This is a genomic window from Acinetobacter pittii, assembly GCF_034064985.1.
GTDB classification, from domain to species: Bacteria; Pseudomonadota; Gammaproteobacteria; order Pseudomonadales; family Moraxellaceae; genus Acinetobacter; species Acinetobacter pittii_H.
In genome coordinates this window covers 3185036-3209856 of sequence record NZ_CP139249.1, presented here as the reverse complement: position 1 = coordinate 3209856, position 24821 = coordinate 3185036, and the positions used below count along the sequence as shown (strand labels likewise).

Here is a 24821-nt window from a genome sequence, read left to right as displayed (position 1 = left end):
AGATTAAACAGCCTGACCGTAACCAACAACAAGGTGCAAAAAGCAACCGTCCAGCAATTAACGACGAGATCCGTGCAAAAGAAGTACGCCTCGTTGGTGCTGACGGTGAGCAAAAAGGAATTGTTTCATTAAATGAAGCACTGCGCGCTGCTGAAGAGGCAGATCTTGACCTAGTTGAGATCGTTGCAAACGCCGAGCCGCCTGTTTGTAAAATTATGGATTACAACAAGCACTTGTTTGACCTTAAGCAGAAGCAAAAAGATGCGAAGAAAAAACAGCATCAAGTGCAAGTGAAGGAAATCAAACTGCGCCCTGCAACTGACGTTGGTGATTATCAAGTTAAGCTTCGTGCTATTTTGAAATTCCTTGAAGAAGGAAACAAAGTGAAAATCACTTTACGTTTCCGTGGTCGTGAAATGGCTCACCAACAACTTGGCTTAGCTCAATTACAAAAGATTGAAGCTGATGTTGCTGAGTTTGGGGTTGTGGAACAAGCACCTAAAATGGAAGGCCGTCAAATGGGTATGTTACTTGGACCTAAAAAGAAAAAGTAATACTCAAAAAAAGCACTGCAAAAGCAGTGCTTTTTTATATCCTTATCATAATAAAAAAAGATGATTTAATTTTCTCTGTTCAGTTTTATTTAAGACAATTGCTATATCTTTTAAAAGAAATTCAATTCTTGAATTTTATGTATTTTTTAGTGTTGGAAATCTCATCGTCCCTCTTAAAACATGCTATAACGCAAGACGCAGTCATGATAACGATGAATAGGAAAATAGAATGATTGATCTATATTATTGGGGAACTCCCAATGGACATAAAATCACAATTGCCTTAGAAGAAATGGGACTGGACTACACTCTTTACCCAATCAATATTTTAGAAAATGATCAATTTCAACCAGACTTTCTGAGAATTTCTCCAAATAATAAAATTCCGGCGATTGTTGACCAAGATGGACCTCGTGGTGAGCCAATTTCAATATTTGAATCAGGCGCTATTTTGCAATATTTAGGGCGTAAAACTGGATTATTTTATCCAACTGATGAGCAAGAGCGAGTTGAAGTTGAACAATGGCTCATGTGGCAAATGGGTGGGCTAGGGCCTATGCTAGGGCAGAACCATCATTTTAACCGTTTTGCACCAGAAAAAATTCCATACGCTATAGACCGCTATGTAAATGAGACTAAGCGCTTATATGGTGTGCTGAATAAGCAGCTCATTGGCCAGAAGTTTGTTGCAGGTGAATACTCGATTGCTGATATGGCAATTTTACCTTGGATTTTGCGCTATGAATGGCAAGGTATTCAGCTAGAGGATTATCCTTATGTGCAAGAATATATTGTTCGCTTGACGGCACGTCCTGCGGTACAAAAAGCACTATCAATTAAAGTTATTTAACTTTTATTGGTAGCGTAATGAATAAAGTGAAAGGTGATTTGGTCTAATTTAATATGCTAAGTTACTTTTTACTTTTTTTGAGCGCGTTTGGGGCGGCTACATTATTACCGTTACAATCAGAAGCTGTACTCGCCACCTTATTATTAAAAAAAGAATATTCTGCTTTTCTTCTAATTTCTATCGCCACTTTCGGAAATGTACTGGGCTCGTGTGTGAACTGGTGGCTTGGTTTAAAAATAGAGCAGTTTAAACACAAAAAGTGGTTTCCTGCTTCTGAAAAGCGTTTAGAGCAAGCTCAAAGTTTTTATCATAAGTATGGGTTTTATTCGCTGCTGCTAAGTTGGACACCTGTGATTGGTGACCCAATTACTTTAGTTGCAGGTTTATTCAAAGAAAATTTTTGGCGCTTTTTAATTATCGTTTTGATTGCTAAAGCAGGGCGTTATATTTTTATTTATTGGGTGATTACAGGTTTTATTTAAAATAAAAGCATCCGAAGATGCTTTTAATAAAATGGTCTAACTAGTCTTCTGAGCTTTTGGTAATATCGACTTTAAATAGATCATTGGTTTTTAGCCAACAGAAGGTGACCACTGCAAGTGTCATACAACCCCCAAAAATAGTGGCTGCAATTGTTCCTAAATATTTGGCTGCTAAACCTGACTCAAATGCACCAAGCTCATTACTTGATGAAACGAACATTCCGTTTACAGCAGCAACGCGACCACGCATATTTTCTGGCGGAAAAATTTGCAAAATAGTTTGTCTAACCACAACTGAAATACTGTCACAAGCGCCCGTCATAGCCAACGCAAATAGTGATAACCACATGTTATTTGAGAACGCGAAAAGAATCGTGAAAACACCAAATCCTGCAACAGCAAGTAGCATGTTACGCCATGCATGCTGAGTTGGTGGAAAGCGAGTCAAAGCAATCATAGTGACGAGCGCTCCAATAGATGGCGCCGCACGCAAATATCCCAGTCCTTCTGGACCGACTTTTAAGATATCTTCTGCAAAAATTGGTAATAATGCGATGACTCCACCAAATAAAACAGAAGCTAAATCAAGAGAAATTGCCCAAAGAACAATTTTAGTTTTCCAGATAAAACGGAAACCATCTCCTAAACTTTCTAAAACATTAGCAGTTTCAATTTTAGGAAAAATACGCTTATGCAATAGGTTAATTAAGATGAAACAAATACCAAGTAAAACCGCAACACTAAATAGACTTGTTTCTCGGCCTAAATAGGCAAGCATGAAACCACCAAGCATTGGCCCGATAATTACACCACTTTGCCAACCGATTGTCGTCCATGTTGCACCATTTGCATACAGTTCACGAGGTATCAAAAATGGTTTTAAAGACGTTGCAGAGGGATTATAAAACCCGCGTATAGTACCTAAGCCAAAAATAACAGCATAAATACCCCAAGAAAGGAAATTTACGCTGATATGACCTAGACCATGCAGATGGAACAGCGACCACAACACTAAAGGAAGAGGAACCGAAAAAAATAAACAGATCTTCATAATAATCTGTTTATTAAACCGATCTGCAAAATAGCCACCCCAAAGAGAAAGAGCAATAAAAGGAATGGCTTCTGCGAGTCCAATTAAACCTAGAGTCAAAGGGTCTTTGGTGATTTGATAGAGTGAGTAGGCAACAATAATTTCTTGAATCAGAATTGCTAAAGTTAAGCAAAATTGATTAATCGTAACAATTGAGAAATCTCTGTAACGTAAGGCAGCAAATGCATCATGTTTCTGCATTAGGAATATCGTATGTTGATAATTTGATCGTATTATAAATGGAAAAAAGCACAGGTGCTTTATTTATTATTGATATCGTTGGCACGGTTGAATTTGGAAAAGTCTTTCTTGCACTCATAAAAACAGTAACTAATAGTTTTAATTTTAGTCAGCATGCTATAAAATACGCGCTTCCTTACCTGCAGGTCGATTTTGCAATGGTGCAATCGCGCCGAACAGGTGCCTAAAAGAGGTTACTATGGCTAAGTTAAAAACTCGCCGTGGTGCAGCTAAACGCTTCAAAGCGACTGCAAACGGTTTTAAGCGCAAACAAGCATTCAAGCGCCACATTTTGACCAAAAAATCTGCTAAACGTATCCGTCAATTACGCGGCTGTGTAATGGTTCATGTTTCTGACATGAATTCAGTTCGTCGTATGTGCCCATACATCTAAGGAGATTATAAATGGCTCGTGTAAAACGTGGTGTAGTGGCTCATCGTCGTCACAAAAAAATTCTTGCTCGCGCTAAAGGTTACTACGGTGCTCGTTCACGCGTTTACCGCGTAGCGTTCCAAGCGGTAATCAAAGCTGGTCAATACGCTTACCGTGACCGCCGTCAAAAGAAACGTCAATTCCGTGCTCTATGGATTGCGCGTATCAATGCTGGTGCTCGTCAAAACGGTTTGTCATACAGCCGTATGATCGATGGCTTGAAAAAAGCTCAAGTGATCATCGACCGTCGCGTATTAGCTGACATCGCTATGCATGATGCAGTAGCATTTGCTGCTTTAGCTGAAAAAGCTAAAGGTGCATTAGCTGCATAAGCTTAGAGATTCAAGGAAAGACCGCTTTTTAGCGGTCTTTTTTATTTTTAGCGGTTCTATTTTAAAAAGAGATAACAATCAGAGATAAAATATGAAAGACGAAAAATTTCTTAATGATTTAATTCAAAAGGTACAGCAAGGTCACCAGTTCAAATATCTATATTTCTGGGGACATACTCCTAAGAAAGCTGATATTGTTGATAAGAGTTGTTTTAGCCAGTGGTTTCCTGCGCAATTTGAACTAGAGGGTATCGAGTACTTTACTGCTGAACACTATATGATGGCGCAAAAAGCAAAAATATTTAATGATGAAGAAATTTTTGCACGGATTTTGCAAGTTAAACATCCTAATGAGGCGAAACAGCTAGGTCGCAAAGTACGTAATTATGAGGAACAGATATGGCAAGAAAAGCGTTTTGACATCGTGGTGCAAGCGAACTCTGCTAAATTCTCTCAGCATACTGAATTGAAAAAATTCTTATTAGCAACGAAAGACCGTATTTTAGTTGAAGCATCTCCAGTCGATAAAATTTGGGGAATTGGTATGGCGCAAGACCATCCACATATTCAAGATCCATCTCTATGGCAAGGACTAAATTTGTTGGGTTTTGCTTTAATGCATGTTCGAGAGCTACTTTTAACTGAGTAGGTTGGTGTGAGACTAATCAATGCTTCACTTTAAAAGTAGTGACATGAGGGAAGTGAATTGAAAATATTAAATGACATGGATATTCGTATAGCATCACTTAACGATGCATTATCTATTGCAGAAGTACATGTACAGGGGTGGAAAGAAACCTATACAGGTATAATTAAGCGAGAAATATTAGATGAGCTTAAAGTCCTAGATAAGGAGTTATTATGGAAAGAAATAGCCAAAAGCCCTGATCATAAGTTATTTGTCTATACTGAAAATGGGGCAGTGAAAGGCTTTCTCGATGGTTATTTAAACCCAGAAAATAATATTGCTGAAATTCTTGCTTTTTATCTTTTAAAAGAAGTTCAAAAGCAAGGCACGGGACGTAAGTTATTTCAAAAGTTCTACCAATGCGCTTTAAATCAAGGATACAGTTTTATTCGCGTAGAAGTTTTTAATAAAAATCGAAGTCGTTTCTTCTACGAAAAAATGGGAGCTAAATTAATTGGGGAAACCGAACTACTTGAGTTCGGTCCCGAAATAACAGAGTTACTTTATCAATGGGAACTTTAATCTTTAAAGTCCAAAATAATAAGCCAAAGCACAAATAATAATGGTTAAAATAATGAGCTTAATCACGCCTGAACCAGTGCCTTTATGATGTTGAGATTTCAAATGTTGTGGATTTTCATTTGATTGCTCAAATGGAGATGCTTTAACTACAGGTACCATCTGAGCTGTCTGATAATGGTTGGCAACTTTCACAATAAGTTTGGCAAACAAATCATCAGTTTTTTGTGTAAAGTTTCTTAAATTGATGAGTTGCTCTTGGTCTAGTTCTTCTCCTAAAGGATCATTTGCAATACGTTTCTTTTGTTCTAAATAATCGGCTAATGCTTGAGTATGAGATAAAAGTTGATGGGCATAATCTGCGGGATAACTCTCAGGAATTAGGGCAAGTTTTGGTTCTAAACTTTTAATATTTATTCCATCAAAAAGAGTATTTTGAAGTTCTGGTTCCTCAAAGCCTGTCGCATACTTGCTACGGAATAATTCACTCTCCATAAAGTCGGCTATTTCTTGCCATGGTGGATTTTTTAGATCAGCTTCAATTTTTTTTGATAATTTTTCATTTAATTCAAAACGCCAGAATGTCTCTAGACGCAATTCACAGGTTTGTGAAGAAGGCGCTTCGAACTCGTTATCATTGTTATACCATTCAGCAAGCTCATGGCCAAAAATCCATGCAAACTTCTTATTATTTTGATGACTTACAATAAAATGAGTATAAGGCAAAAGCTCGACGTTACTGTTTGGATTTTGCTCTTCATTGAGAAGGCTTGATAAATGTAAACTGAGCTGAGTGGTGCCTTGTTTTTTTAATGCTTCTAGCCAAACTTGGAAATGTTGAGCCAATAAATGCTGTGAAGTTAAGTCGCGAAACTGAAAACTATGATGGTCGAAAATATGATGTTGTCGCCATTGGTTAAAGCTTAAATTCTGACGGAGGTATTCATTACCATATGTCACAAGCGTAAGTTGTTGTTTCCAAATCTGATTAAGCGCCATAATAGTTGATCTCATTGACGATGCTATTATCTTATACGTTTTATCTTTTTGTTGCCTAATACATTTTTCATGATGGATAAACTTCATCAATTCGATGAAAAACTGTTAGAATGCAGTGTTTTATTATATTTTTTTAATTTGTTGCTTTGAGAGTTAATATGTCACTGGAAGCCCTGACCACAGAAGCGCTTGCTGCCATTGCAGCAGCTCAAGACCTTGTTGCACTTGATCAGGTGCGTGTGCAATTTACAGGGAAAAAAAGCCAGCTTGCAGAACAATCGAAAGCATTAGGGAAAATGGACCCTGAAGAACGCAAAGTACAAGGTGCTGCGATTCATGCTGTTCGAGAAACAATTAATGCTGCTTTAACAGAACGCCAAGCGGCATTACAACAGGCAGCACTTGAACAAAAACTAGCAAGTGAAACGATTGATATTACTTTGCCGGGCCGCGGTCAACGCGTTGGTACAGTCCATCCTGTTACTCAGGTACAAGAGCGAATTTGTCAGTTCTTCACTAAAGCTGGTTTTACAGTTGCTACTGGTCCAGAAGTTGAAGATGACTATCATAATTTCGAAGCATTAAATATTCCTGGTCACCATCCGGCACGTGCTATGCACGATACTTTCTACTTTGATGCCACTCACTTGCTACGTACGCATACCTCTGGGGTACAGATTCGTACAATGGAGACGAGTGAGCCGCCAATTCGTATCGTATGCCCTGGCCGTGTTTACCGTTGTGATTCGGATCAAACGCATTCTCCAATGTTCCATCAGATCGAAGGTTTATACGTTGCTGAGAACACAAGCTTTGCTGAATTAAAAGGTTTATTGATTAACCTACTGAATGAATTTTTTGAGAAAGATTTAAAAGTACGTTTCCGCCCTTCATATTTCCCATTTACAGAGCCTAGTGCAGAAGTAGATATCATGGATGAGCGTGGACGTTGGTTAGAAGTATTAGGCTGTGGCATGGTGCATCCAAATGTATTGCGTGCTGCGGGTATTGATCCTGATAAATACAAAGGCTTTGCTTTTGGTTTAGGGGTAGAGCGTTTTGCAATGTTGCGTTATGGCATTAATGATTTGCGTATGTTCTATCAAAATGATGTGCGTTTCTTACGCCAATTTGCCTAACAATTTTTCAGGATTAAAAAAGGTTTATAAAGATGAAGATTAGCGAAAATTGGCTACGCACATGGGTTAACCCAGCAATTGATAGTGAGACATTGTCTGATCAGTTGACTATGCTTGGTCTTGAAGTTGATGAACTCGCACCTGTTGCAAAGCCATTTACTGGTGTCGTGGTTGGTGAAGTTTTAACAGTTGAGCAGCATCCAGATGCAGATCGTTTGCGTGTAACAACAGTTAATATTGGTTCAGGTGAGCCTTTACAAATTGTATGTGGTGCCCCAAATGTTCGTGCTGGCATGAAAGCTCCAGTTGCAACGATTGGTGCTGTATTACCCGGCGATTTTAAAATCAAAAAAGGTAAACTTCGTGGAGTTGAGTCACAAGGCATGCTTTGTGGGGCTTCTGAAATTGATCTTGAAGATAAAATCGATGGTTTGCTCGAACTACCTGCCGATGCTCCAGTAGGGGTAAACATCCGTGAATATCTAAAACTTGATGATAACGTCATTGATATCAGTATTACACCAAACCGTGGTGACTGTTTCAGTATCCGTGGTATCGCTCGTGAGATTGCAGTAATTAATCAACTGCAAATGAATGAGCCTGAAATTAAATCGGTTGATGCGACAATTGCTGATGAGAAAAAAGTAGTAATCAGCACGGATGGTGCTCCACGCTACTTAGGACGTGTAGTTAAAAACGTTAATGTAAAAGCTGCTACTCCTGAGTGGATGGAACAGGCTTTAGCACGTTCAGGGATTCGTACTCATAGTATTTTAGTTGATGTAACGAACTACGTCCTTATGGAATTGGGTCAGCCAATGCATGCTTTCGATTTAGCTAAAATTGAAGGGACTGTACATGTGCGTCAAGCTCAGCCACAAGAAAAATTACAACTTTTAAATGATCAAGAAGTTGAATTGCAAGAAGATATTATGGTGATTGCTGATGACCAGAAAGCTTTGGCAATTGCCGGAATTATGGGTGGTCTAGCATCTAGTGTAACCGATGATACAACTGACATTTTCTTAGAAAGTGCATTCTTTGCTCCACTTGCGATTGCTGGACGTGCTCGCCGTTTTGGTTTACACACAGATTCTTCACAGCGTTATGAACGCGGTGTGGATTTTGAATTACCGTTAATTGCCATGAACCGTGCTTCGCAGCTTATTCAAGAGTTGGCAGGTGGTGAATTTGGTCCAATTACTGTGGCTGAAAAAACTGAAATTTTACCAAAGCGTGAAGCAATTGAACTAAAACAAGCTCAGGTAGACCAATTGTTGGGATATCAATTGACGGCTGATTTCATTGCAGATGCTTTAACTCGACTAGGGTGTGAAGTAACTGTTAAAGTTGAAGGTGACTGGAGTGTAGTCCCTCCATCACATCGCTATGATATGGCTATTTATCAAGACCTAATTGAAGAAGTAGCGCGTATTGATGGTTATGACAATATCCAAATTAACTTACCAAGCATGGATGTTCAATTAGCTAAATATCAAGACCGATTTGAAATTGCAGAGTTACGCCAAACTATCGTGACTTTAGGTTATCAAGAAGCAATTAGTTTTAGCTTTGCTGATGCAAAACTTGAAAAGCAATTGAACCCGCAAGTAAACCCGTTAATGCTAGCAAATCCAATTTCAAGTGATTTGGCTGCGATGCGTAGTACTTTGCTTTCAAGTTTAATCCCGTGCGTACAATATAATCTCAACCGTCAACAAAGTCGTGTCCGTTTCTTTGAATTAGGACTGCGTTTTGATTATCAAGATGCTAAAAGTATTGAAGATCTAAAACAGATTCCGACTTTAGCTTTGATTGCAGTAGGTTCACAACAACCTGAATCTTGGCATGTTAAGCCTCAGCCAATGGATTTCTTCGACTTCAAGGGAGAGATTGAAGAGATTTTAGCTGCTGGACGTGTCAAAGTTGAATATGTACGTTCAGAGCGTGCATGGTTGCATCCAGGGCAGTCTGCTGAAATTTTAGTTGATGGACAATCAATTGGTTACTTAGGCCGCTTGCATCCATCTTTAGAAAATGAGTTAGATTTGAGCACAACTTGGGTTGCTGAACTCGATCAAACAGCCGTTTTGCAATCTTATGTATCTAATTTTACAGAATTATCACGTTTTCCTTCGATCAGACGTGATATTGCGCTTTTAATCTCTGATAATATAAATGTTAGAGATATTCAGCAGTTAATCGAAAAAACTGGTGGAGAGCTTTTAGACTCTACATGGTTATTCGATGTGTATACGGGGCAGGGTGTCGAAGAAGGTAAACGCTCATTAGCGTTTGCGTTATTATGGCAACATCCTTCACGTACGCTTGAAGATGCTGAAATTAAATCTGGTATGGACAATATAATCCAAGTGTTGGAAAACACTTATCAAGCGACATTGAGGGCCTCATGACAGCATTAACTAAAGCAGACATGGCTGATCATTTAAGTGAGTTAACCAGCTTAAATCGCCGTGAAGCAAAACAAATGGTCGAGTTGTTCTTCGACGAAATTAGCCAAGCGCTTATTGCGGGAGAGCAAGTTAAGCTTTCTGGTTTTGGTAATTTCGAATTAAGAGATAAACGCGAACGTCCTGGACGTAATCCTAAAACAGGCGAGGAAATTCCAATTTCTGCGCGCCGTGTAGTTACCTTCAGAGCGGGTCAGAAGTTTAGACAACGCGTTGGAAATGAGCAGATCGATTGATCTGCTTTTTTTATATTTATATTTTAAGAAGCTTTATATAATTTTATTTGGCAGCAATATAGGCTAATTTAATATTAGAAAATCAAAATTTAGACATAAAAAAAGAGGACAAAATGTCCTCTTTTTTATCTAATCTAGAATGTAGATTAGTGTGCAGCAGAAGCTGGTGCAGAAGCTTCAGAAGCAGCAGCAGCAACGTCAGAAGCAGCAGCAGCAACGTCAGAAGCAGCAGCGTCAACAGCTACAGCAGCTTCAGAAGCAGCAGCAGTAGCTTCAGAAGCAGCAGCTACAGCTTCAGAAGCAGCAGCAGGAGCTTCTTCTTTCTTAGAACAACCAACGAAAGCTAAAGTAGCAGCAACAGCAGCAGCAACAGCGAATTTTTTGAATAACATGGCATCACTCTCACAAAAAAGATTTGAGATTAAAAAAACCTAAGTTGGACTGTTTTGCTTTTATTATTCCTAAAACGTAGCTAGGTAACAACGCATGGAGCAGTCTAACTGGTCTGCCGCTATGCTATCACTGCAAATGTGGAAATACTACTGTCGCTTGTCAAAAAAACGTATGAAAAAGAGAAAAACAGACTGTTTTTTAACAGAAAAAAACAATTAACTGACTGGTATATATTGGAAAAGGTAGAGATAAGTTACTAAAAAGAATGAACTTTTTTATATAAAAATATTTATTATCAAAAACTTATAAATAATTTTACATAAAAATCGACGAAATGTATTTTTGTGTAAAGCTTGTCAACCAAATAAAAAACCACTCAAAAGAGTGGCTTTTTATTAAGATTTGATCAATTAAGTTGAAGCTTTACGCTTCATTTGATCAAAGAAATCATCGTTTGTTTTGGTTTCTTTCATACGGTCAAGTAAGAATTCCATCGCTGCCAACTCATCCATAGGATGAAGGAGCTTACGAAGAATCCATACTTTACGTAATTTATCTTCATCCATTAAACGTTCTTCACGACGGGTGCCAGATTTTTTGATATTCATGGCAGGGAAGACACGTTTTTCAGCAATACGGCGATCAAGCGTAATCTCTTGGTTACCTGTACCTTTGAATTCTTCATAAATTACGTCATCCATTTTACTGCCTGTTTCAATCAAAGCAGTTGAGATGATCGTAAGTGAACCACCTTCTTCGATATTACGTGCAGCACCGAAGAAGCGCTTAGGACGTTCCAATGCATGAGCATCCACACCACCCGTTAACACTTTACCTGATGACGGGATAACAGTGTTGTAAGCACGTGCAAGGCGGGTAATAGAGTCAAGAAGAATCACAACATCTTTTTTATGCTCAACAAGACGTTTAGCTTTCTCAATTACCATTTCTGCAACTTGTACATGGCGAGCTGGTGCTTCATCAAATGTTGACGCAATAACTTCACCGCGAACAGTACGCTCCATTTCGGTTACTTCTTCTGGACGTTCGTCAATGAGTAGAACGATCAAGAATACTTCTGGATTGTTTCTAACAATCGATTGAGCAATATTTTGAAGTAACATTGTTTTACCGGCTTTCGGCGGTGCAACAATAATAGAACGTTGGCCTTTACCAATTGGCGCAACTAAATCAACGACACGAGCAGTTAAGTCTTCTGTCGTACCATTACCTAATTCCATAACCAATTGTTCGGTTGGGAAAAGAGGAGTTAAATTTTCAAATAAAATTTTATTTCGAGAATTTTCTGGCGTGTCGTAGTTAATCTGGTTAACTTTGAGCAACGCAAAATAACGCTCACCTTCTTTTGGAGGGCGAATAGTACCTGTGATGGTATCACCTGTACGCAAGTTAAAGCGTCGGATCTGTGAAGGACTCACATAAATATCATCCGGACCTGCTAAATACGAACCTGCGGCAGAACGCAAAAAACCAAAACCATCAGAGAGAATTTCGAGAACGCCATCACCAAAAATTTCTTCGCCATTCATCGCATGGCGTTTCAAAATGGCAAAGATAATATCTTGCTTTCTGTTACGAGCCATACCTTCCAGGCCCATAAATTCAGCAATTTTAATTAGTTCGCCGATTGGTTTTTTCTTGAGTTCAGTTAAATTCATAAGGGTCAGAATTAGGAAAGAGTAGAGTGTGGTTTAAAAAGAAGAAAAATCGCTCGCATACAAAAAAGATTATCGCAATTGTATTTACACAATAACAATTCAGAAGTCTGATTAATTGTTTCGAAGAGAAATGTGAAAAAACAATTTCTGTTGCCGAGTGGCGATCTTTATGTTTGTGTCTTGTAAGAAGCCGGACGAAGATGATTCCCTTCAGTGCCTCTTGAGCATGCAATATAAGCCAGCCTAGCAAATTTGTCAATTTATAGGCGAAAAAAATACGCTATAAAAAAGTATAGCGTATTTTCTTTTTTAGCATTTTGACTTAAACATTTTCATCAATAAAGCTAACAAGTTTAGAGCGAGGTACAGCACCAATTTGTTGAGCTACAACTTCACCATTTTTGAAAAGTAGTAAAGCAGGAATGTTACGGATGTTGTATTTCACTGCTGTATCTTCGCAAGAAGTCACATCAACTTTAACAATTTTTACTTTACCAGCATATTCACTTGATAGGTCTTCAAGAACAGGCGCGATCGCTTTACAAGGAGCACACCATCCTGCCCAGAAGTCAACAAGTACAGGTGTTTCAGAATCTAAAACATCTGCTTGGAAGTTATCATCAGTTGTATTTACAATAGTTGCAGACATGGTACGGCTCCAATTTTTAGAAAAAAGTGCTATTACAGGAGAAAATTATCTCTATCAGTATTACATAGCTACTTAGTTCAATGTAAGGGTTTGATGCTATTATTCAAGGCTTATCTAAATTTGTCTAATGGATGCTCACGATATTCATCATCGACTTGTACAATCAACTTCTAAATAGAAAAATTTAAATCACAGCTAATTGTTGATGAAAATGGCTTTTCAATTGCATTCTTGTGAATTACTCTAGGCGTGAATTGTTATGGGTTTAGTTCAATAATGTCTGACTTTCTGATTGATGAAGAATTACTTGCCGCCATAGATATGGGGTCGAACAGTTTTCACCTTGCAATTGCACGGGTAGATCATGGTGAAGTTAAAAAAGTTGCTTCGATGTCAGAAAAAGTACAGCTTGCAGCTGGTTTAGACGAGAATAAAAACTTAACAGAAGCCGCTCAGCAACGAGGCCTAGCGTGTTTGGCTCGTTTTGTTGGAAGATTAAGTTCTGTTCAACCAAATCGTTTAAGAATTGTGGCGACCAATGCCTTGCGTCAGGCAAAAAATGGTCATGAATTTATTCAAAAAGCGGCAGAAATTTTACCTAAACCTATCGAAATTATTGCCGGACGAGAAGAAGCACGCCTGATTTATCTTGGTGTATCACATACCATGGCAAATGGTGGTCGACGTTTAGTTGTAGATATTGGTGGTGGTTCTACCGAGTTCATTATTGGTGAAGAGTTTGAACCTATTTATACAGAGTCATTGCAAATGGGATGCGTGGCTTATACAAAAGCTTACTTTGCCGATGGCGAAATCACTCAAAAAGCCTTTGATAAAGCAGTAGTTGCTGCCCGTAAAGAACTTTCAGCTATTGCCACAACGTATAAAATGGAAGGTTGGGATACTGTCGTTGGTTCTAGTGGAACGATTAAAGCTTGCCGCCAAATTATGGTAAATATGGGCTTAAGTGATGAACAAGAAAACGTTACTCGAGAAGGCTTATATAAACTCAAAGATAAATTACTTAAGTTTAAAAATATTTCTGAAATTGATTTTGAAGGGTTAAGAGAAGACCGACGAGCAGTTTTGCCAGCCGGATTGGCAATTTTGTACGCAGTTTTTGAAGTTTTAGAAATTGATCGTTTGGCATATTCTGATGGTGCATTACGTGAAGGAGTCATGTATGACCTATTAGGTCGTTTTAAACATGAAGATATCCGTGATCGTAGTGTACAGGCCTTAATGGGGCGTTATAACGCTGATCCAAAACAAGCAGAACGAGTTGTAAATACAGCACAACAATTATTTGATGGTGTTGCAGAACCTCTCAATTTAACGAGTGAAGACAGTGACTTACTGCGTCGAGCTGCCTATTTGCATGAAATTGGTTTAGCGATTAGTCATGGTGGGTATCACCGTCATGGTGCTTATTTATTGCAGCATTCTGATATTCCGGGCTTCTCACAAATTGATCAAAATCACCTTTCACATTTGGTCGCTCACCACCGTCGTAAATTGCGAAATGATGTAAAAAATGAAATTTTGAAGGCTGGTGGTCATAAATTACTTTATTTATGTTTATTACTTCGCCTAGCAGTTTTACTCAACCATAGTCGAAGTGATCAGATGCTTCCTGCCATTGAACTGACCATCATAAATGATCAACAATGGCAACTTAGTGTTTCTGGTGATGCCAAACAATGGCCATTGTTAGTTGCCGACTTGCATGATGAGCAAGAGCAGTTTAAGCATTGGGACATTGAATTGAATATTCAGTCGGAAAAATTTATCGATTAAAGGGATAATATTCGACCTATGAAAAAAGCTACTCAGTCCAAAGCGTGGACAACGGTTCAAATTGCACGTCATCCTGATCGTCCGCAGTTTCTAGATTATGTCGGTGAAATCTTTACAGAGTTTGATGCCTTGCATGGTGATCGTTTGTTTGGTGACGATGGTGCGATGGTAGGTGGTCTTGCTCGTTTTGATGGTCAGCCTGTGATGGTTATTGGCCAACACCGTGGTCGTAGTACCCGTGAAAAATTAAAGCACAACTTCGGTATGGCTAATCCAGAGGGTTACCGTAAATCTCAACGCCTATTAGATATGGCAGAGCGCTTTAACCTTCCGGTCTTCACATTTATTGATACTATGGGTGCTTACCCAGGTGTTGGTGCTGAAGAGCGTGGACAGGCAGAAGCAATTGCAACTAGCCTTGCTCAACTTTCAAGTTTGAAAGTTCCTGTTGTTGCAACAGTACTCGGTGAAGGCGGTTCTGGTGGTGCTCTAGGTATTGGTGTTGCTGACCGAGTAATTATGTTGTCACATAGTATTTATTCTGTGATTTCGCCAGAAGGCTGTGCATCTATTTTGTGGAAAACTGCTGAAAAAGCGGCTCAAGCAAGTGAAGCTTTAGGTTTGACTGCAGATAAATTACAATCTCTAGGTATTGTTGAATATGTAGTAGATGAAGGCGAGGGGGCTCATTTAGACCCTGAGCAAGTCATGCAAAACCTAAAAGTAGTTTTGAAGCAAGCTTTGGATGAGTTGCTACCAATGGATGCAAATGAACGATGCGAAGCACGTTATCAACGTTTAATGAAGTTTGGCAGCGAAAATTTAGGCATCGCGTCTTAAAACAGGCTCAAGAGTTTTTAGAAAATAGTACTTTTCTTATTGGATGTAGTGGCGGCATGGATTCAATGCTGCTACTACATTTGATGTCTCAAATTTTCCCTCATAAGATCCGAATAATTTACATAGATCATCAACTGCAATCAAAAAGTGCAGAGTGGGGCGAACTCGTCGCTAGACAAGCGACTCATTTAAATATTCCTTATACCATTCAAAAAGTTCAAGTTACTGACGGTAATTTGGAAGCTCAAGCACGTCAGGCACGTTATCACGCTTATCTACAACATTTGCAAGCCAATGAAATTTTAGTGCTCGCTCATCATCAGCAAGACCAGGCTGAAACGGTAATATTGCGTTTATTGTCGGGTGCAGGTGTTGATGGGCTTGCTGCTATGCAGTCTATTGATCATCGTGTTGATATGACAATTTGGCGCCCTTTTTTGGATTTAACCCGTGAGCAGATTGCCGAGTGGACTACTCAACTTGAAATTGAGTATGTAGATGATCCTACAAATTACGATATCCATTATGATCGAGCATGGTCGCGTGAAGAACTTTGGCCCTTCTTACAAAACCGATTTCCAAAAATGCAGCAAGCACTTAGTCGTACCAGCTATCTGATGCAAGATGCTTCTGAAATTTTAGAAGAAGTTTTAAAAGTTGATTTGCAAAATTGTGGTACAGATGAATGTTTGGATTTAACTCAGCTATTAAAACTATCTTCTGCCCGTCAGCGTCAATTGCTTTCGGTTTGGATGAAAGGTGATGGGCAATATCGACCTGCATTCGAAATGGTTGAGCGTTTAAAAAATGAAGTAATTGATTCAAAGTCTGATGCACAAGCGGCATTACACTGGAACCAGTTTTATTATGTTCGTTATCAACATCATCTTTATAGGTTGAGTAAGCAAGTTTTTCTTGCTGAAAAATTAAATCCAGTTGAAACCGAGACAGAGCATTATTTCCAAATGGGGGAAATAGTGCACTGTGCTTCAGGATATTTTCAAATTACACAAACAAATATCGGTTTATCTTCATCTTTATTAAAGAAAAAATTAAAAATTATTCGACGCCAAGGTGGTGAAAAGGTCCATTTATATGGTCGTGTTGGGCAATGGCCATTAAAAAAAGCAATTCAAGAAGCACATATTTTGCCTTGGCTTCGTCATACAATTCAAATATTAGTCATAGATAATGTTATGCTTGGGGTTTTTACACCGAAAGGATTTTGGTTGGCTCAGTCTCCGTATTGTGAGCAAGGAGGATGGCAACCAGATTTAATTTCTTATTCTTGTAATCTGGTAAATGGCGAAGATGGTTATGACAAGTGCAGTAAATAGTAATATCTGTTTTATTGGTGGTGGTAATATGGCCCAAGCTTTGATTGGTGGGCTCATTTCAAGAGGTTTACCGCCAACACGTATTACCGTTTCAGATCCTGTTGAGCAAATCCGCCAACTATTGCAAGAAAAAGAAGTCCATGTGACACAAGATAATGTGGCGGCAATTCAAAATGCTGATGTTGTTGTACTGGCAGTAAAACCACAAGTTTTGGCGACAGTTTTACGTCCTTTAAAAGGTCTGTTATCAGATAAATTGGTTATTTCAATTATTGCTGGTGCTGAAATCCAAACAATATCAAACTTAATTGATAGCAATCGAATTGTTCGAGTTATGCCAAATACGCCAGCTCTAGTTCAAACTGGTGCGCATGGTATCTATGCAAATGATGTAGTTGGTACTTCGGATCGTGAATTAACAAGTCAGATTTTAGCAGCCACAGGTTTAACAATTTGGGTAAACTCCGAAGCTCAAATTGATGCAGTAACAGCGGTTTCTGGCTCAGGTCCGGCATATTTCTTTTATCTCATGGAAAGTATGATCCGTGCGGGTAAAAACTTAGGACTTGACGAGAAAGTTGCAACTGCGTTGACTCTACAAACGGCATTAGGTGCAGCTCAAATGGCAATTACCAGTTCAAATACTCCTTCTGAACTACGTAAGAACGTGACGTCACCAAATGGTACAACTCAAGCTGCACTTGAAGTTTTTGACCGTGCACAAATCTCCCAAAATATTCAATCTGCATTGGCTGCTGCACAGAAGCGTAGTCAAGAATTGGCTCAAGAATTGAGTGACAGTGCGAAATAGCTTAAATAGGATAAGACAACTATGGGTGCAAATTCTGCGCTAATTTTTGGAATTTTAATTAATGTCGCGATTTTATTGGTCTTTTTCCGTTTTTTAATGCAATTGGCGGCAGTAAGTCCTTATAATCCTGTGGTTTTATCGACCGTAAAGGCGACTAAAATTGTTGATATTTTTGGCCGAATTTTTCCGACGGTCGCAAAAGGCCGATTTAATTTGGCTGCGTTGGTTCTTTTAATTATTTTATATTTACTGAAAATTTTCGGTGTGATGTATCTTTCTGGTTCTATGCCCAATAGTCCGGTTCATTTAGTGATTCTGACTTTTGTGACCATGATTCAGGACTTAATTCGTTTCTGCCGTTATTTAATTTTTGCAACAATCATTTTGAGTTGGGTGGTTATGTTCACTCAATCGCGTTCACCTTATATTGAAGTGATTCAAGATTTGGCTGAACCATTACTCGCGCCATTCCGCCGTATATTGCCTAATATGGGAATGATTGACTTATCTCCAATTTTAGCGTTTTTGGCGCTTTATATTGCCGAGATCCTAATGAATGAAGTAGCTAAAGTTCTTTTAACAGGACTTTAAGTTAACGCAATAAAAAAGGGCTGTATTTTACAGCCCTTTTTTATTTTTGCTAATTAATGAGCATCATCCCAATTTAGCCCTTGTCCAACTTCAACAAGTAAAGGCACAGAAATTTCTACAACAGATTCCATGACACTTGCGATTTGCTTGGAGAGTTCTTCAGCAATATTTTGATCGGCTTCAAATACTAATTCATCGTGTACTTGAAGAAGTAACTTCGCTTGATCTTTTGGCAAGATTTTATCAACTTCAATCATTGCAAGTTTAATAATATCAGCCGCACTACCTTGTAAAGGGGCATTGATCGCAGCACGTTCAGCAGCTTTACGCACCATCACATTTCGTGCATCAATATCAGGCGTATAAAGGCGACGACCTAAAATGGTTTCAACAAAACCTTGCTCTGATGCAACTTGACGTGTGCGTTGCATATATTCATAGATGCCAGGATAGCGTTGGAAATATTGCTTAATATAGTTTTGCGATTCTTGACGTGTAAAGCCTAATTGACGAATCAAACCAAACTCAGACATACCATAAAGTAGGCCAAAGTTAACTGCTTTCGCTTGACGGCGTTGGTCATTGGTCACATCTTCGATATCAATACCCAATACTTCGGCAGCAGTACGGCGGTGAACATCTTGCCCATGTTGGAACGCATGCACTAACGCTTCATCTTGAGAAAAATGAGCCATTAAGCGTAATTCAATTTGCGAGTAATCGGCAGCCAATAGTACTCGGCCTTCTGGTGCAATAAAGGCTTTACGAATTTGACGGCCAATTTGTCTACGAATCGGAATATTTTGTAAGTTAGGATCAGACGAGGAGAGACGGCCTGTCGCTGTCAGTGCTTGGTGATAGCTCGTATGTACGCGATGCGTGTCGTTATGAGATTGCTCAACTAAACGATCTGTATAGGTACTTTTTAGCTTTGCTAAACCACGATGCTCTAGAATAATTTCCGCTAAAGGATGTTCAATTTTTTCTAAAACACTTTCACTGGTGCTGTATTGTCCAGTTGCAGTTTTTTTACCGCCTTTAATTCCTAATTTATCAAATAGTATTTCGCCTACTTGTTTAGGAGATGCAATATTAAAAGTTTCATCTGCAATTTCCATTGCTTGATTTTCAAGCCCTTCAATTGTTTTTGCAAATTCAACGCTTAATTTATCTAAGAAGGCATGATCTAGACGAATACCATCTTCTTCCATACCCGATAAAATACGGGCAACTGGCATTTCGATGTTATATAAAATGTTTTCTAGCTCAGGAAATGGCTTAAGTTTGTTTGAAAGCACTTCATACAAACGATAAGTCACATGCGCATCTTCTGCTGCATAGTGAGCAGCAACTTCAATCTCAATTTGATTGAAAGTCTTTTGCTTAGCGCCCTTACCAGCAATTTGTTCAAAGGTAGTGGTTAAGTGACTCAAGTAGACACGCGCTACATCATCCATGCCGTGACGAGTCGCTGCTGCATTTAAAACATAAGATGCCAGCATGCTATCGAAATACCAGCCTTTAAGTTCTATGCCATGATTGGTAAAGATATGAGCATCATATTTAAGATGATGTCCGATTTTTTTAATTGCTTCATTTTCTAGCACAGGCTTAATTTGAGCCAGAATTTGATCACGATCCAGTTGTTGTGGCGCATTTTCATAATTATGCGCTAATGGAACATAGTAAGCATCTTTCGCATCAAAGGCGATTGAAAAACCGACCATCTCGGCAATACGGTAGTCCAGACTAGTGGTTTCTGTATCAATAGCAAAATGATCGGCATTTTGCATGCGTTGCCAGAGTTGATCCCATGCTTCTTGGGTTAAAACAGTGTGATAATTTGCTGTTCCAAGCTGGTCATCTTGACTAGTTAAGCTTGCTTGATCTTCAGTTTCTATAGAGTCAGCAGGTTTAACTTCATTTTGAACAATAGCCTGCGAAGCTTGTTGTTTATAAGTAGAACTGTTTGGATTGTTTGGATGATCAAGTGACTGTAACTGATTTCTAAATTCAAGCTCAGTATACAAATTACGTAGAGCTTCTATGTTTGGATCAGTAAGCTTTAACTCATGCCAGTCGAGTTCTAAAGGAAGATCACAAACAATGCTAGCTAACTGGTGATCAAGCTTAATATTGTCTAAATTATCTTTAATATTTTGGCTAATCTTGCCTTTAAGTTGGTCCGCATTGGCAATGATATTGTCTAAAGTGCCATATTCAGTCAGTAACTTCGCTGCTGTTTTTGCACCAACGCCAGGCACACCCATGATACCGTCAGATGCATCGCCCATAAGAGTTAAGTAATCGATAATTTGATTTGGCCAAACCCCAAATTTTTCAAATACACCGTCAGTGTCGAGTACACGATCTTTAAAGCTGTCTTCGAGTTTTACATGATCATTGACGAGCTGAGCCATGTCTTTATCTCCGGTTGAGATAAGTACATGATGGCCTTCGAGTACGGCACGTTTAGCGAGTGTACCGATAATGTCATCTGCCTCTGCACCCGGAAGACTATATAAAGGAATCCCCTGAGCTTTAATCAATGCATGCAAATATGGAATCTGTTGAGATAACTCTTCTGGCATGGTTGGGCGATCACCTTTATAAATAGGTGACAGCTTGTGGCGGAAAGTTGGCTCAGGCGTATCAAAAATGACGGCCATATGTGTTGGCTGCATACGGCGCATTAATTTTTGAATGGCAGAAATTGCCCCACGTATTGCATTGGTATGTAACCCTGTAGAGGTTGTCAATGGTGGTAATGCATGATATGCACGAAATAAAAAATAGGACCCATCAACCAAGACAAATGGTGGCATTGAACAATTCCTTAATCTGAATTACGGGTATTTTACGTGAAAACGGCTATGAATGCAGGTTTATGATTTTTGCAGTATTTTGTATGTATAAATATACGCTTGTATTGGCTTGAAGTAAGATGACTTGTAATGAAGGTGTCATATTGCTAAGCCCATGTATAAAAAAGACAAACAGGGAATGATCATTGTTTTGATCGCTTTGACTTTGTTTTTAGCCATTTCAATTGGTTTTAAATTTCAGAGTGCGGTTGTGGCTTTATCTATTGCACTTACTGTTATTCTGGTTCAATTGCTGTCAAATCTGCATGAGCGCTTAACTCATTTAGAACAGCAGTTTTCTCAGCAGAAAACCCCACTTTATTCTATTCATATGCAAAGAACAGTGATTTATGCAGCCGCCTTGGTTGCATTAGTTGCTTATATCAATCATTGGATGTGGATTGCTGGCGGGGCTTTACTGGTTTTATTATTATGTTTAATTCAAACCATCAGTGCATTTCATACTCGACTGTTGTACCTCGAATCAGCAAAACAAACTGTTCATGTAAATGAGACAATACAAACAGAAGTTATAAATCCTGTAATAGACCAAGTTAGTTCTAACAATACGGATACGCTAGTCCCAGCGGGAACGGCAACTTTCAATCAAACAGAACAACCAGCACATGTTCAGACCGCATGGTGGCAACCAGCCGTAGATTGGATGGTTCATGGTAATCCAATCTTAAGAGTTGCTGTTGCTGTGCTTATGGTTGGGGTGGTGTTGTTATTACGTTTTGCAAGTGAGCATTGGCAACTTAGTTTAGGTGTGAAGCTTGGATTTATTGCGATTGCTGGAGGTGTGTTAACGGCATTTGGGTATACATTGCAAAAGAAAAATCAGCTGTTTGCTGTGGCATTGCAAGGTGTCGGGCTGGCTGTTGTATTCCTGACACTTGTGTTCTCACATCATTTTGGTGTAATTGCCAACCTAACTACAGCGAGTATTCTGTTTACGATTTTATTAGCTATTACGGTATTCCTGAGCTTAAAACAACAAGCTATTTATTTGGCAATATTAGCACTGGGTATGGCTTATGCGGCTCCTTTAGTTATTCCGCAATATCGCCCTGATGTAACCTTCCTATTTAGCTACTACTTAGTAATTAACTTAGCAGTTGCTGCGGTTAATTTTATTCAGCCTTGGAAAATCTTAAATCAAATTGCTTTCTTTGCAACAATGTTTATTGGTGGTAGTGCAATCGCATTTTATGCAGAACCCGAAAAATTTAATACATTAGACTGGATTTTGTGGTGCCATATCGCGCTGTTTATTTGGCTTAGTATTCGTTATAGCCAAAATATATCTCGGACGTCAGCACATGAAAAACAAGAAGGCATTCGTTTACCTCCGCTCTTAGATGTTGGTCTTATTTTTAGTGTGCCAGTACTGGGCTTTACCCTTCATGCCTACTTAGTACATGAGTCTACACAAGCGTTGACGATTGGGGCTGCTGTTTTGGCTGGTACATATGCGCTATTAACGTTCTGGATTAAAAAAACTCACCCTCAGCTTTCAGTTCTTGCCAAAAGCTTTTTCATCCTCGCTGTTGCATTTTTTGCCTTAATCTTTCCACTTGCAAAAGGAGCACATTGGACAGCGATTGGTTGGGTTGCCCAAGGTACGGCTTTAATTGTTTGGGGAGTAACTGAACGCTACCGTTTAAGCCGATATATTGGTGTGGTTTTAGTTTTACTTAGCTCTATTGCGCTGTTTTATCAGGTGTGGGCCAATGAAGAGTTTCCAACGCTAAGCACAAGCATCTATGCAATTGCTCAATTTATTTCTGCCTTTTATTTATTGCAATACAACAGTAAAGAGCAACGCTATTTTAGCGCAAGCATGTTTAGTGGCATTTTCTTGTGTTTAGGAATGTATTCGGGTGCTGTAGCTGGCGTAGAAATAATGGCATGGCATCATCATGCTTTGAGTCCATATTTGATGTTCGCCGTAGTTCTAATAGCAATATTTAGCGCAATCGTTCACTATAAACTTCGTGTGCAATGGCAAAGTTTGCAGTTAATTTTAATTAGCCTGTTACTGTTGTTAGTTTTGGGTGAAGCCTTTACCAGTCAAGTATTCATCATCTTTAAATGGCCGAGTATATTACAGCAGGGTGCTTTTCTAGTCGCTACCATTATTCTAAGTGCCTTATTTATTATGGCTCAACCGCAGTCGGATGAGTCCGGATACTTAAAAGTCTGGGCAGGTTTAAGTTGGTTAGCATTAGCCGTGACTGGTCTGGCAATCTTTCCACAAATGCCAGTTGTTGCTCTGGCTTTTATCCCTGTGGTTTATTCGCTTTGGGCGTATAAGGCTCATAAAACTACATTGTTACATCAAATTCCGGTGTGGTGCCTAAGCTTGGTCTGGTTGCTTGTAGTCAGTGTTGATATGCATTCTGCCCAGTATCTTTATTTTATTCCTTTATTTAACTTAACTGATTTTCTTTCTATTGTAGTATTTGCAGGTCTGCTCTTTATTATTTATCAACATGCTTTTGATCAAGATAAATCACTAGAGTGGATTTTTAAAATTACAACAATTCTTGTGGGATTATTAGTATTCAGTAGTGTGGTGGTCAGAGGTTTGCACCATTACTGGGCAACGCCACTCTGGAGTGCTGCAATTTGGACAAATGGCGTAGTGCAGTTAAGTTTGACATTGCTCTGGGTAATCTTGGCATTCATTTTAACTACCTTCTCAAGTCGCAAAATGATTCGTCAATTGTGGTTTGTTGGCGCTGCACTTTTAGGAATAGTCGTATTAAAGTTGATTTTGCTTGATCTATCGCAAAGTGCGACATTAACTCGGGTGATTTCATTTATTGGAGCAGGTGGGGTAATGTTGATTATTGCTTATCTTGCGCCATTACCACCGTCTTCTATACAAAGAAAACAAGAGCCTAAGCTTTAGGCTCTTGTTTTAACTCTTTTTGATTACTGTATTGATCGATATCATCTTCAGCGAAAACAGTAGATGGTCGATCAATTAGTCCCATTTTAGGAACAGGAATTTCGATCTGGTTGTCTAAAAATCCATTTCGAATTCGTTCTTGCATCTCATCCCGAACTTTTAAAGAGTTTTCTTGTCTACACCACATTGCAAATAAAAGTTCAATCGATGATTCCCTGAATGCGGTAACCGTAACTGCAGGTTTTGGGTCATCCAACACAAGCGGATAATGGGCTGCCACATCAAGCAGAACCTCGCGGACTTTAATAATGTCTTCATGAAAGTTGATTGCAAGTGTAATGGGAATGCGCCGTATTGGATATTTAGATAAGTTATGTACGGGTGCACGAATAAGTTGTTCATTTGGCAAACGAATATAGACATTGTCGAGTGTAAGTAACTTTACAGAAAGCAAATCAATTGAGATGACTTCACCTTCAATTGTATTGCCACGGATGAGGGTGATCTGAATGGTATCGCCGACTTCAAATGAACCTTCGCCAATCAAGAATAAGCCACTAATTAAGTTACTGGCAGAAGTTTGTGATGCGAAACCGAGTGCTACGGTTAGAATCCCTGCTGCACCGAGGAATACACTAAGTTTGAACCCAGCTTCTTTTAAACTCGTCATAATGAAGAGTAAGAAAATGAAATAAAAAATACCACGGCGCCATACAAGGCGTTGGTGAGCATTAAAACGTGAGCCAACAGTTCTAATAAACGTATTAGAAATAATACGCGCAAGAACAAAGCCAATGAAACACAGTACAACAGCGACTAAAATTTCACTAATACGTTCGGTATTGATATTGGTAAATATACTTTTGAGGCTATCAGCGATATCTTTTGGAATATTTGAATCAGCCATATA

25 protein-coding genes are annotated in these 24821 nt (G+C 38.9%); 18 read left to right on the top strand and 7 right to left on the bottom strand.

The window, feature by feature from the left end; all coding sequences use genetic code 11:
• The first annotated feature begins 2 nt into the window (after positions 1–2).
• The 3 genes from infC (at position 3) to SOI76_RS15375 (ending at position 1886) form a co-directional block, all read left to right on the top strand.
• The gene (gene infC, locus SOI76_RS15385; RefSeq protein ID WP_075383312.1) at positions 3–554 is read left to right on the top strand and encodes a translation initiation factor IF-3; all 552 of its coding nucleotides are present in this window, start codon (positions 3–5) and stop codon (positions 552–554) included.
• A gap of 229 nt (positions 555–783) precedes the next feature.
• Entirely contained in the window at positions 784–1404 is a 621-nt protein-coding gene (gene yfcG, locus SOI76_RS15380) for a glutathione S-transferase N-terminal domain-containing protein (RefSeq protein ID WP_002117212.1), read from the top strand.
• Between the two features lie 53 nt (positions 1405–1457).
• The gene (locus SOI76_RS15375; RefSeq protein WP_104080752.1) at positions 1458–1886 is read left to right on the top strand and encodes a YqaA family protein; all 429 of its coding nucleotides are present in this window, start codon (positions 1458–1460) and stop codon (positions 1884–1886) included.
• 40 nt (positions 1887–1926) lie between these two features.
• Here SOI76_RS15375 and nreB read toward each other — a convergent pair whose 3' ends face one another.
• Entirely contained in the window at positions 1927–3177 is a 1251-nt protein-coding gene (gene nreB, locus SOI76_RS15370; RefSeq protein ID WP_104080751.1) for a nickel resistance MFS transporter NreB, read from the bottom strand.
• A gap of 38 nt (positions 3178–3215) precedes the next feature.
• Between nreB and SOI76_RS15365 the strand changes: the two genes are divergently transcribed.
• The 5 genes from SOI76_RS15365 (at position 3216) to SOI76_RS15345 (ending at position 5191) form a co-directional block, all read left to right on the top strand.
• Positions 3216–3404, top strand: coding sequence for a hypothetical protein (locus SOI76_RS15365; RefSeq protein WP_017387623.1), 189 nt, complete (start codon positions 3216–3218; stop codon positions 3402–3404).
• 11 nt (positions 3405–3415) lie between these two features.
• A complete protein-coding gene (rpmI, locus tag SOI76_RS15360; RefSeq protein ID WP_002054552.1) occupies positions 3416–3610 on the top strand; it encodes a 50S ribosomal protein L35 in 195 nt (64 codons plus the stop codon).
• 11 nt (positions 3611–3621) lie between these two features.
• The gene (rplT, locus tag SOI76_RS15355) at positions 3622–3981 is read left to right on the top strand and encodes a 50S ribosomal protein L20 (RefSeq protein ID WP_000124858.1); all 360 of its coding nucleotides are present in this window, start codon (positions 3622–3624) and stop codon (positions 3979–3981) included.
• Positions 3982–4072: 91 nt separating this feature from the next.
• Positions 4073–4630 (top strand): NADAR family protein, encoded by a 558-nt coding sequence (locus SOI76_RS15350; protein ID WP_104080750.1) that lies wholly within the window; start codon positions 4073–4075, stop codon positions 4628–4630.
• A 57-nt stretch (positions 4631–4687) separates the two neighbouring features.
• The gene (locus SOI76_RS15345; protein ID WP_104080749.1) at positions 4688–5191 is read left to right on the top strand and encodes a GNAT family N-acetyltransferase; all 504 of its coding nucleotides are present in this window, start codon (positions 4688–4690) and stop codon (positions 5189–5191) included.
• A 3-nt stretch (positions 5192–5194) separates the two neighbouring features.
• On the opposite strand, the gene SOI76_RS15340 is transcribed toward SOI76_RS15345, so the two are convergent.
• Positions 5195–6187, bottom strand: coding sequence for a hypothetical protein (locus SOI76_RS15340; RefSeq protein ID WP_104080748.1), 993 nt, complete (start codon positions 6185–6187; stop codon positions 5195–5197).
• A 158-nt stretch (positions 6188–6345) separates the two neighbouring features.
• On the opposite strand from SOI76_RS15340, the gene pheS reads away from it, so the two are divergent.
• From pheS to himA, 3 genes are read left to right on the top strand one after another with little or no spacing between them, the layout of a single operon-like run.
• Positions 6346–7326: a phenylalanine--tRNA ligase subunit alpha gene (pheS, locus tag SOI76_RS15335; RefSeq protein ID WP_104080747.1), complete on the top strand. Its 981-nt coding sequence runs from the start codon at positions 6346–6348 to the stop codon at positions 7324–7326.
• A 32-nt stretch (positions 7327–7358) separates the two neighbouring features.
• The gene (pheT, locus tag SOI76_RS15330) at positions 7359–9740 is read left to right on the top strand and encodes a phenylalanine--tRNA ligase subunit beta (protein ID WP_104080746.1); all 2382 of its coding nucleotides are present in this window, start codon (positions 7359–7361) and stop codon (positions 9738–9740) included.
• A complete protein-coding gene (gene himA / locus SOI76_RS15325) occupies positions 9737–10033 on the top strand; it encodes an integration host factor subunit alpha (RefSeq protein WP_000126166.1) in 297 nt (98 codons plus the stop codon). The genes pheT and himA overlap by 4 nt, the downstream gene beginning before the upstream one ends.
• Positions 10034–10179: 146 nt before the next feature.
• Here himA and SOI76_RS15320 read toward each other — a convergent pair whose 3' ends face one another.
• A complete protein-coding gene (locus SOI76_RS15320; protein ID WP_016144370.1) occupies positions 10180–10425 on the bottom strand; it encodes a hypothetical protein in 246 nt (81 codons plus the stop codon).
• Between the two features lie 94 nt (positions 10426–10519).
• Between SOI76_RS15320 and SOI76_RS15315 the strand changes: the two genes are divergently transcribed.
• A complete protein-coding gene (locus tag SOI76_RS15315) occupies positions 10520–10645 on the top strand; it encodes a hypothetical protein (RefSeq protein ID WP_079284414.1) in 126 nt (41 codons plus the stop codon).
• 191 nt (positions 10646–10836) lie between these two features.
• Here the strand turns inward: SOI76_RS15315 and rho are convergent, their stop codons facing one another.
• Both rho and trxA read right to left on the bottom strand, forming a co-directional pair.
• Positions 10837–12105, bottom strand: a complete 1269-nt coding sequence (gene rho, locus SOI76_RS15310) for a transcription termination factor Rho (RefSeq protein ID WP_002117304.1) — start codon at positions 12103–12105, stop codon at positions 10837–10839.
• 322 nt (positions 12106–12427) lie between these two features.
• Entirely contained in the window at positions 12428–12754 is a 327-nt protein-coding gene (trxA, locus tag SOI76_RS15305; RefSeq protein ID WP_016142169.1) for a thioredoxin, read from the bottom strand.
• Positions 12755–13030: 276 nt separating this feature from the next.
• On the opposite strand from trxA, the gene ppx reads away from it, so the two are divergent.
• From ppx to SOI76_RS15280, 5 genes are read left to right on the top strand one after another with little or no spacing between them, the layout of a single operon-like run.
• Positions 13031–14551, top strand: a complete 1521-nt coding sequence (gene ppx / locus SOI76_RS15300; protein ID WP_002117171.1) for an exopolyphosphatase — start codon at positions 13031–13033, stop codon at positions 14549–14551.
• An 18-nt stretch (positions 14552–14569) separates the two neighbouring features.
• Positions 14570–15391 carry an acetyl-CoA carboxylase carboxyltransferase subunit alpha gene (accA, locus tag SOI76_RS15295; RefSeq protein WP_005066304.1) on the top strand — a complete coding sequence of 274 codons (822 nt, stop codon included), beginning with the start codon at positions 14570–14572 and terminating at the stop codon, positions 15389–15391.
• 56 nt (positions 15392–15447) lie between these two features.
• Positions 15448–16728, top strand: coding sequence for a tRNA lysidine(34) synthetase TilS (gene tilS, locus SOI76_RS15290; protein ID WP_250621080.1), 1281 nt, complete (start codon positions 15448–15450; stop codon positions 16726–16728).
• Positions 16703–17539: a pyrroline-5-carboxylate reductase gene (gene proC / locus SOI76_RS15285; protein WP_079284416.1), complete on the top strand. Its 837-nt coding sequence runs from the start codon at positions 16703–16705 to the stop codon at positions 17537–17539. Before tilS ends, proC begins: the two co-directional genes overlap by 26 nt.
• Positions 17540–17560: 21 nt before the next feature.
• Positions 17561–18130 (top strand): YggT family protein, encoded by a 570-nt coding sequence (locus SOI76_RS15280; protein WP_016142164.1) that lies wholly within the window; start codon positions 17561–17563, stop codon positions 18128–18130.
• 53 nt (positions 18131–18183) lie between these two features.
• Here SOI76_RS15280 and polA read toward each other — a convergent pair whose 3' ends face one another.
• Positions 18184–20955: a DNA polymerase I gene (gene polA / locus SOI76_RS15275; protein WP_104080744.1), complete on the bottom strand. Its 2772-nt coding sequence runs from the start codon at positions 20953–20955 to the stop codon at positions 18184–18186.
• Between the two features lie 154 nt (positions 20956–21109).
• On the opposite strand from polA, the gene SOI76_RS15270 reads away from it, so the two are divergent.
• Entirely contained in the window at positions 21110–23911 is a 2802-nt protein-coding gene (locus tag SOI76_RS15270) for a DUF2339 domain-containing protein (protein ID WP_104080743.1), read from the top strand.
• Here the strand turns inward: SOI76_RS15270 and SOI76_RS15265 are convergent.
• Positions 23901–24818: a mechanosensitive ion channel family protein gene (locus SOI76_RS15265; protein ID WP_104080742.1), complete on the bottom strand. Its 918-nt coding sequence runs from the start codon at positions 24816–24818 to the stop codon at positions 23901–23903. The two genes, SOI76_RS15270 and SOI76_RS15265, sit on opposite strands and share 11 nt — an antisense overlap.
• Between the last annotated feature and the right edge of the window lie 3 nt (positions 24819–24821).

Bases quoted from the DNA above. Each gene is read 5' to 3' on its own strand.
- yfcG (WP_002117212.1), top strand. From the start codon at position 784: ATGATTGATCTATATTATTGGGGAACTCCCAATGGACATAAAATCACA.
- SOI76_RS15375 (WP_104080752.1), top strand. From the start codon at position 1,458: ATGCTAAGTTACTTTTTACTTTTTTTGAGCGCGTTTGGGGCGGCTACA.
- nreB (WP_104080751.1), bottom strand. From the start codon at position 3,177: ATGCAGAAACATGATGCATTTGCTGCCTTACGTTACAGAGATTTCTCA.
- SOI76_RS15365 (WP_017387623.1), top strand. From the start codon at position 3,216: ATGGAAAAAAGCACAGGTGCTTTATTTATTATTGATATCGTTGGCACG.
- rpmI (WP_002054552.1), top strand. From the start codon at position 3,416: ATGGCTAAGTTAAAAACTCGCCGTGGTGCAGCTAAACGCTTCAAAGCG.
- rplT (WP_000124858.1), top strand. From the start codon at position 3,622: ATGGCTCGTGTAAAACGTGGTGTAGTGGCTCATCGTCGTCACAAAAAA.
- SOI76_RS15350 (WP_104080750.1), top strand. From the start codon at position 4,073: ATGAAAGACGAAAAATTTCTTAATGATTTAATTCAAAAGGTACAGCAA.
- SOI76_RS15340 (WP_104080748.1), bottom strand. From the start codon at position 6,187: ATGGCGCTTAATCAGATTTGGAAACAACAACTTACGCTTGTGACATAT.
- pheS (WP_104080747.1), top strand. From the start codon at position 6,346: ATGTCACTGGAAGCCCTGACCACAGAAGCGCTTGCTGCCATTGCAGCA.
- pheT (WP_104080746.1), top strand. From the start codon at position 7,359: ATGAAGATTAGCGAAAATTGGCTACGCACATGGGTTAACCCAGCAATT.
- himA (WP_000126166.1), top strand. From the start codon at position 9,737: ATGACAGCATTAACTAAAGCAGACATGGCTGATCATTTAAGTGAGTTA.
- SOI76_RS15320 (WP_016144370.1), bottom strand. From the start codon at position 10,425: ATGTTATTCAAAAAATTCGCTGTTGCTGCTGCTGTTGCTGCTACTTTA.
- SOI76_RS15315 (WP_079284414.1), top strand. From the start codon at position 10,520: ATGGAGCAGTCTAACTGGTCTGCCGCTATGCTATCACTGCAAATGTGG.
- rho (WP_002117304.1), bottom strand. From the start codon at position 12,105: ATGAATTTAACTGAACTCAAGAAAAAACCAATCGGCGAACTAATTAAA.
- trxA (WP_016142169.1), bottom strand. From the start codon at position 12,754: ATGTCTGCAACTATTGTAAATACAACTGATGATAACTTCCAAGCAGAT.
- ppx (WP_002117171.1), top strand. From the start codon at position 13,031: ATGTCTGACTTTCTGATTGATGAAGAATTACTTGCCGCCATAGATATG.
- accA (WP_005066304.1), top strand. From the start codon at position 14,570: ATGAAAAAAGCTACTCAGTCCAAAGCGTGGACAACGGTTCAAATTGCA.
- tilS (WP_250621080.1), top strand. From the start codon at position 15,448: ATGGATTCAATGCTGCTACTACATTTGATGTCTCAAATTTTCCCTCAT.
- proC (WP_079284416.1), top strand. From the start codon at position 16,703: ATGGTTATGACAAGTGCAGTAAATAGTAATATCTGTTTTATTGGTGGT.
- SOI76_RS15280 (WP_016142164.1), top strand. From the start codon at position 17,561: ATGGGTGCAAATTCTGCGCTAATTTTTGGAATTTTAATTAATGTCGCG.
- polA (WP_104080744.1), bottom strand. From the start codon at position 20,955: ATGCCACCATTTGTCTTGGTTGATGGGTCCTATTTTTTATTTCGTGCA.
- SOI76_RS15270 (WP_104080743.1), top strand. From the start codon at position 21,110: ATGTATAAAAAAGACAAACAGGGAATGATCATTGTTTTGATCGCTTTG.
- SOI76_RS15265 (WP_104080742.1), bottom strand. From the start codon at position 24,818: ATGGCTGATTCAAATATTCCAAAAGATATCGCTGATAGCCTCAAAAGT.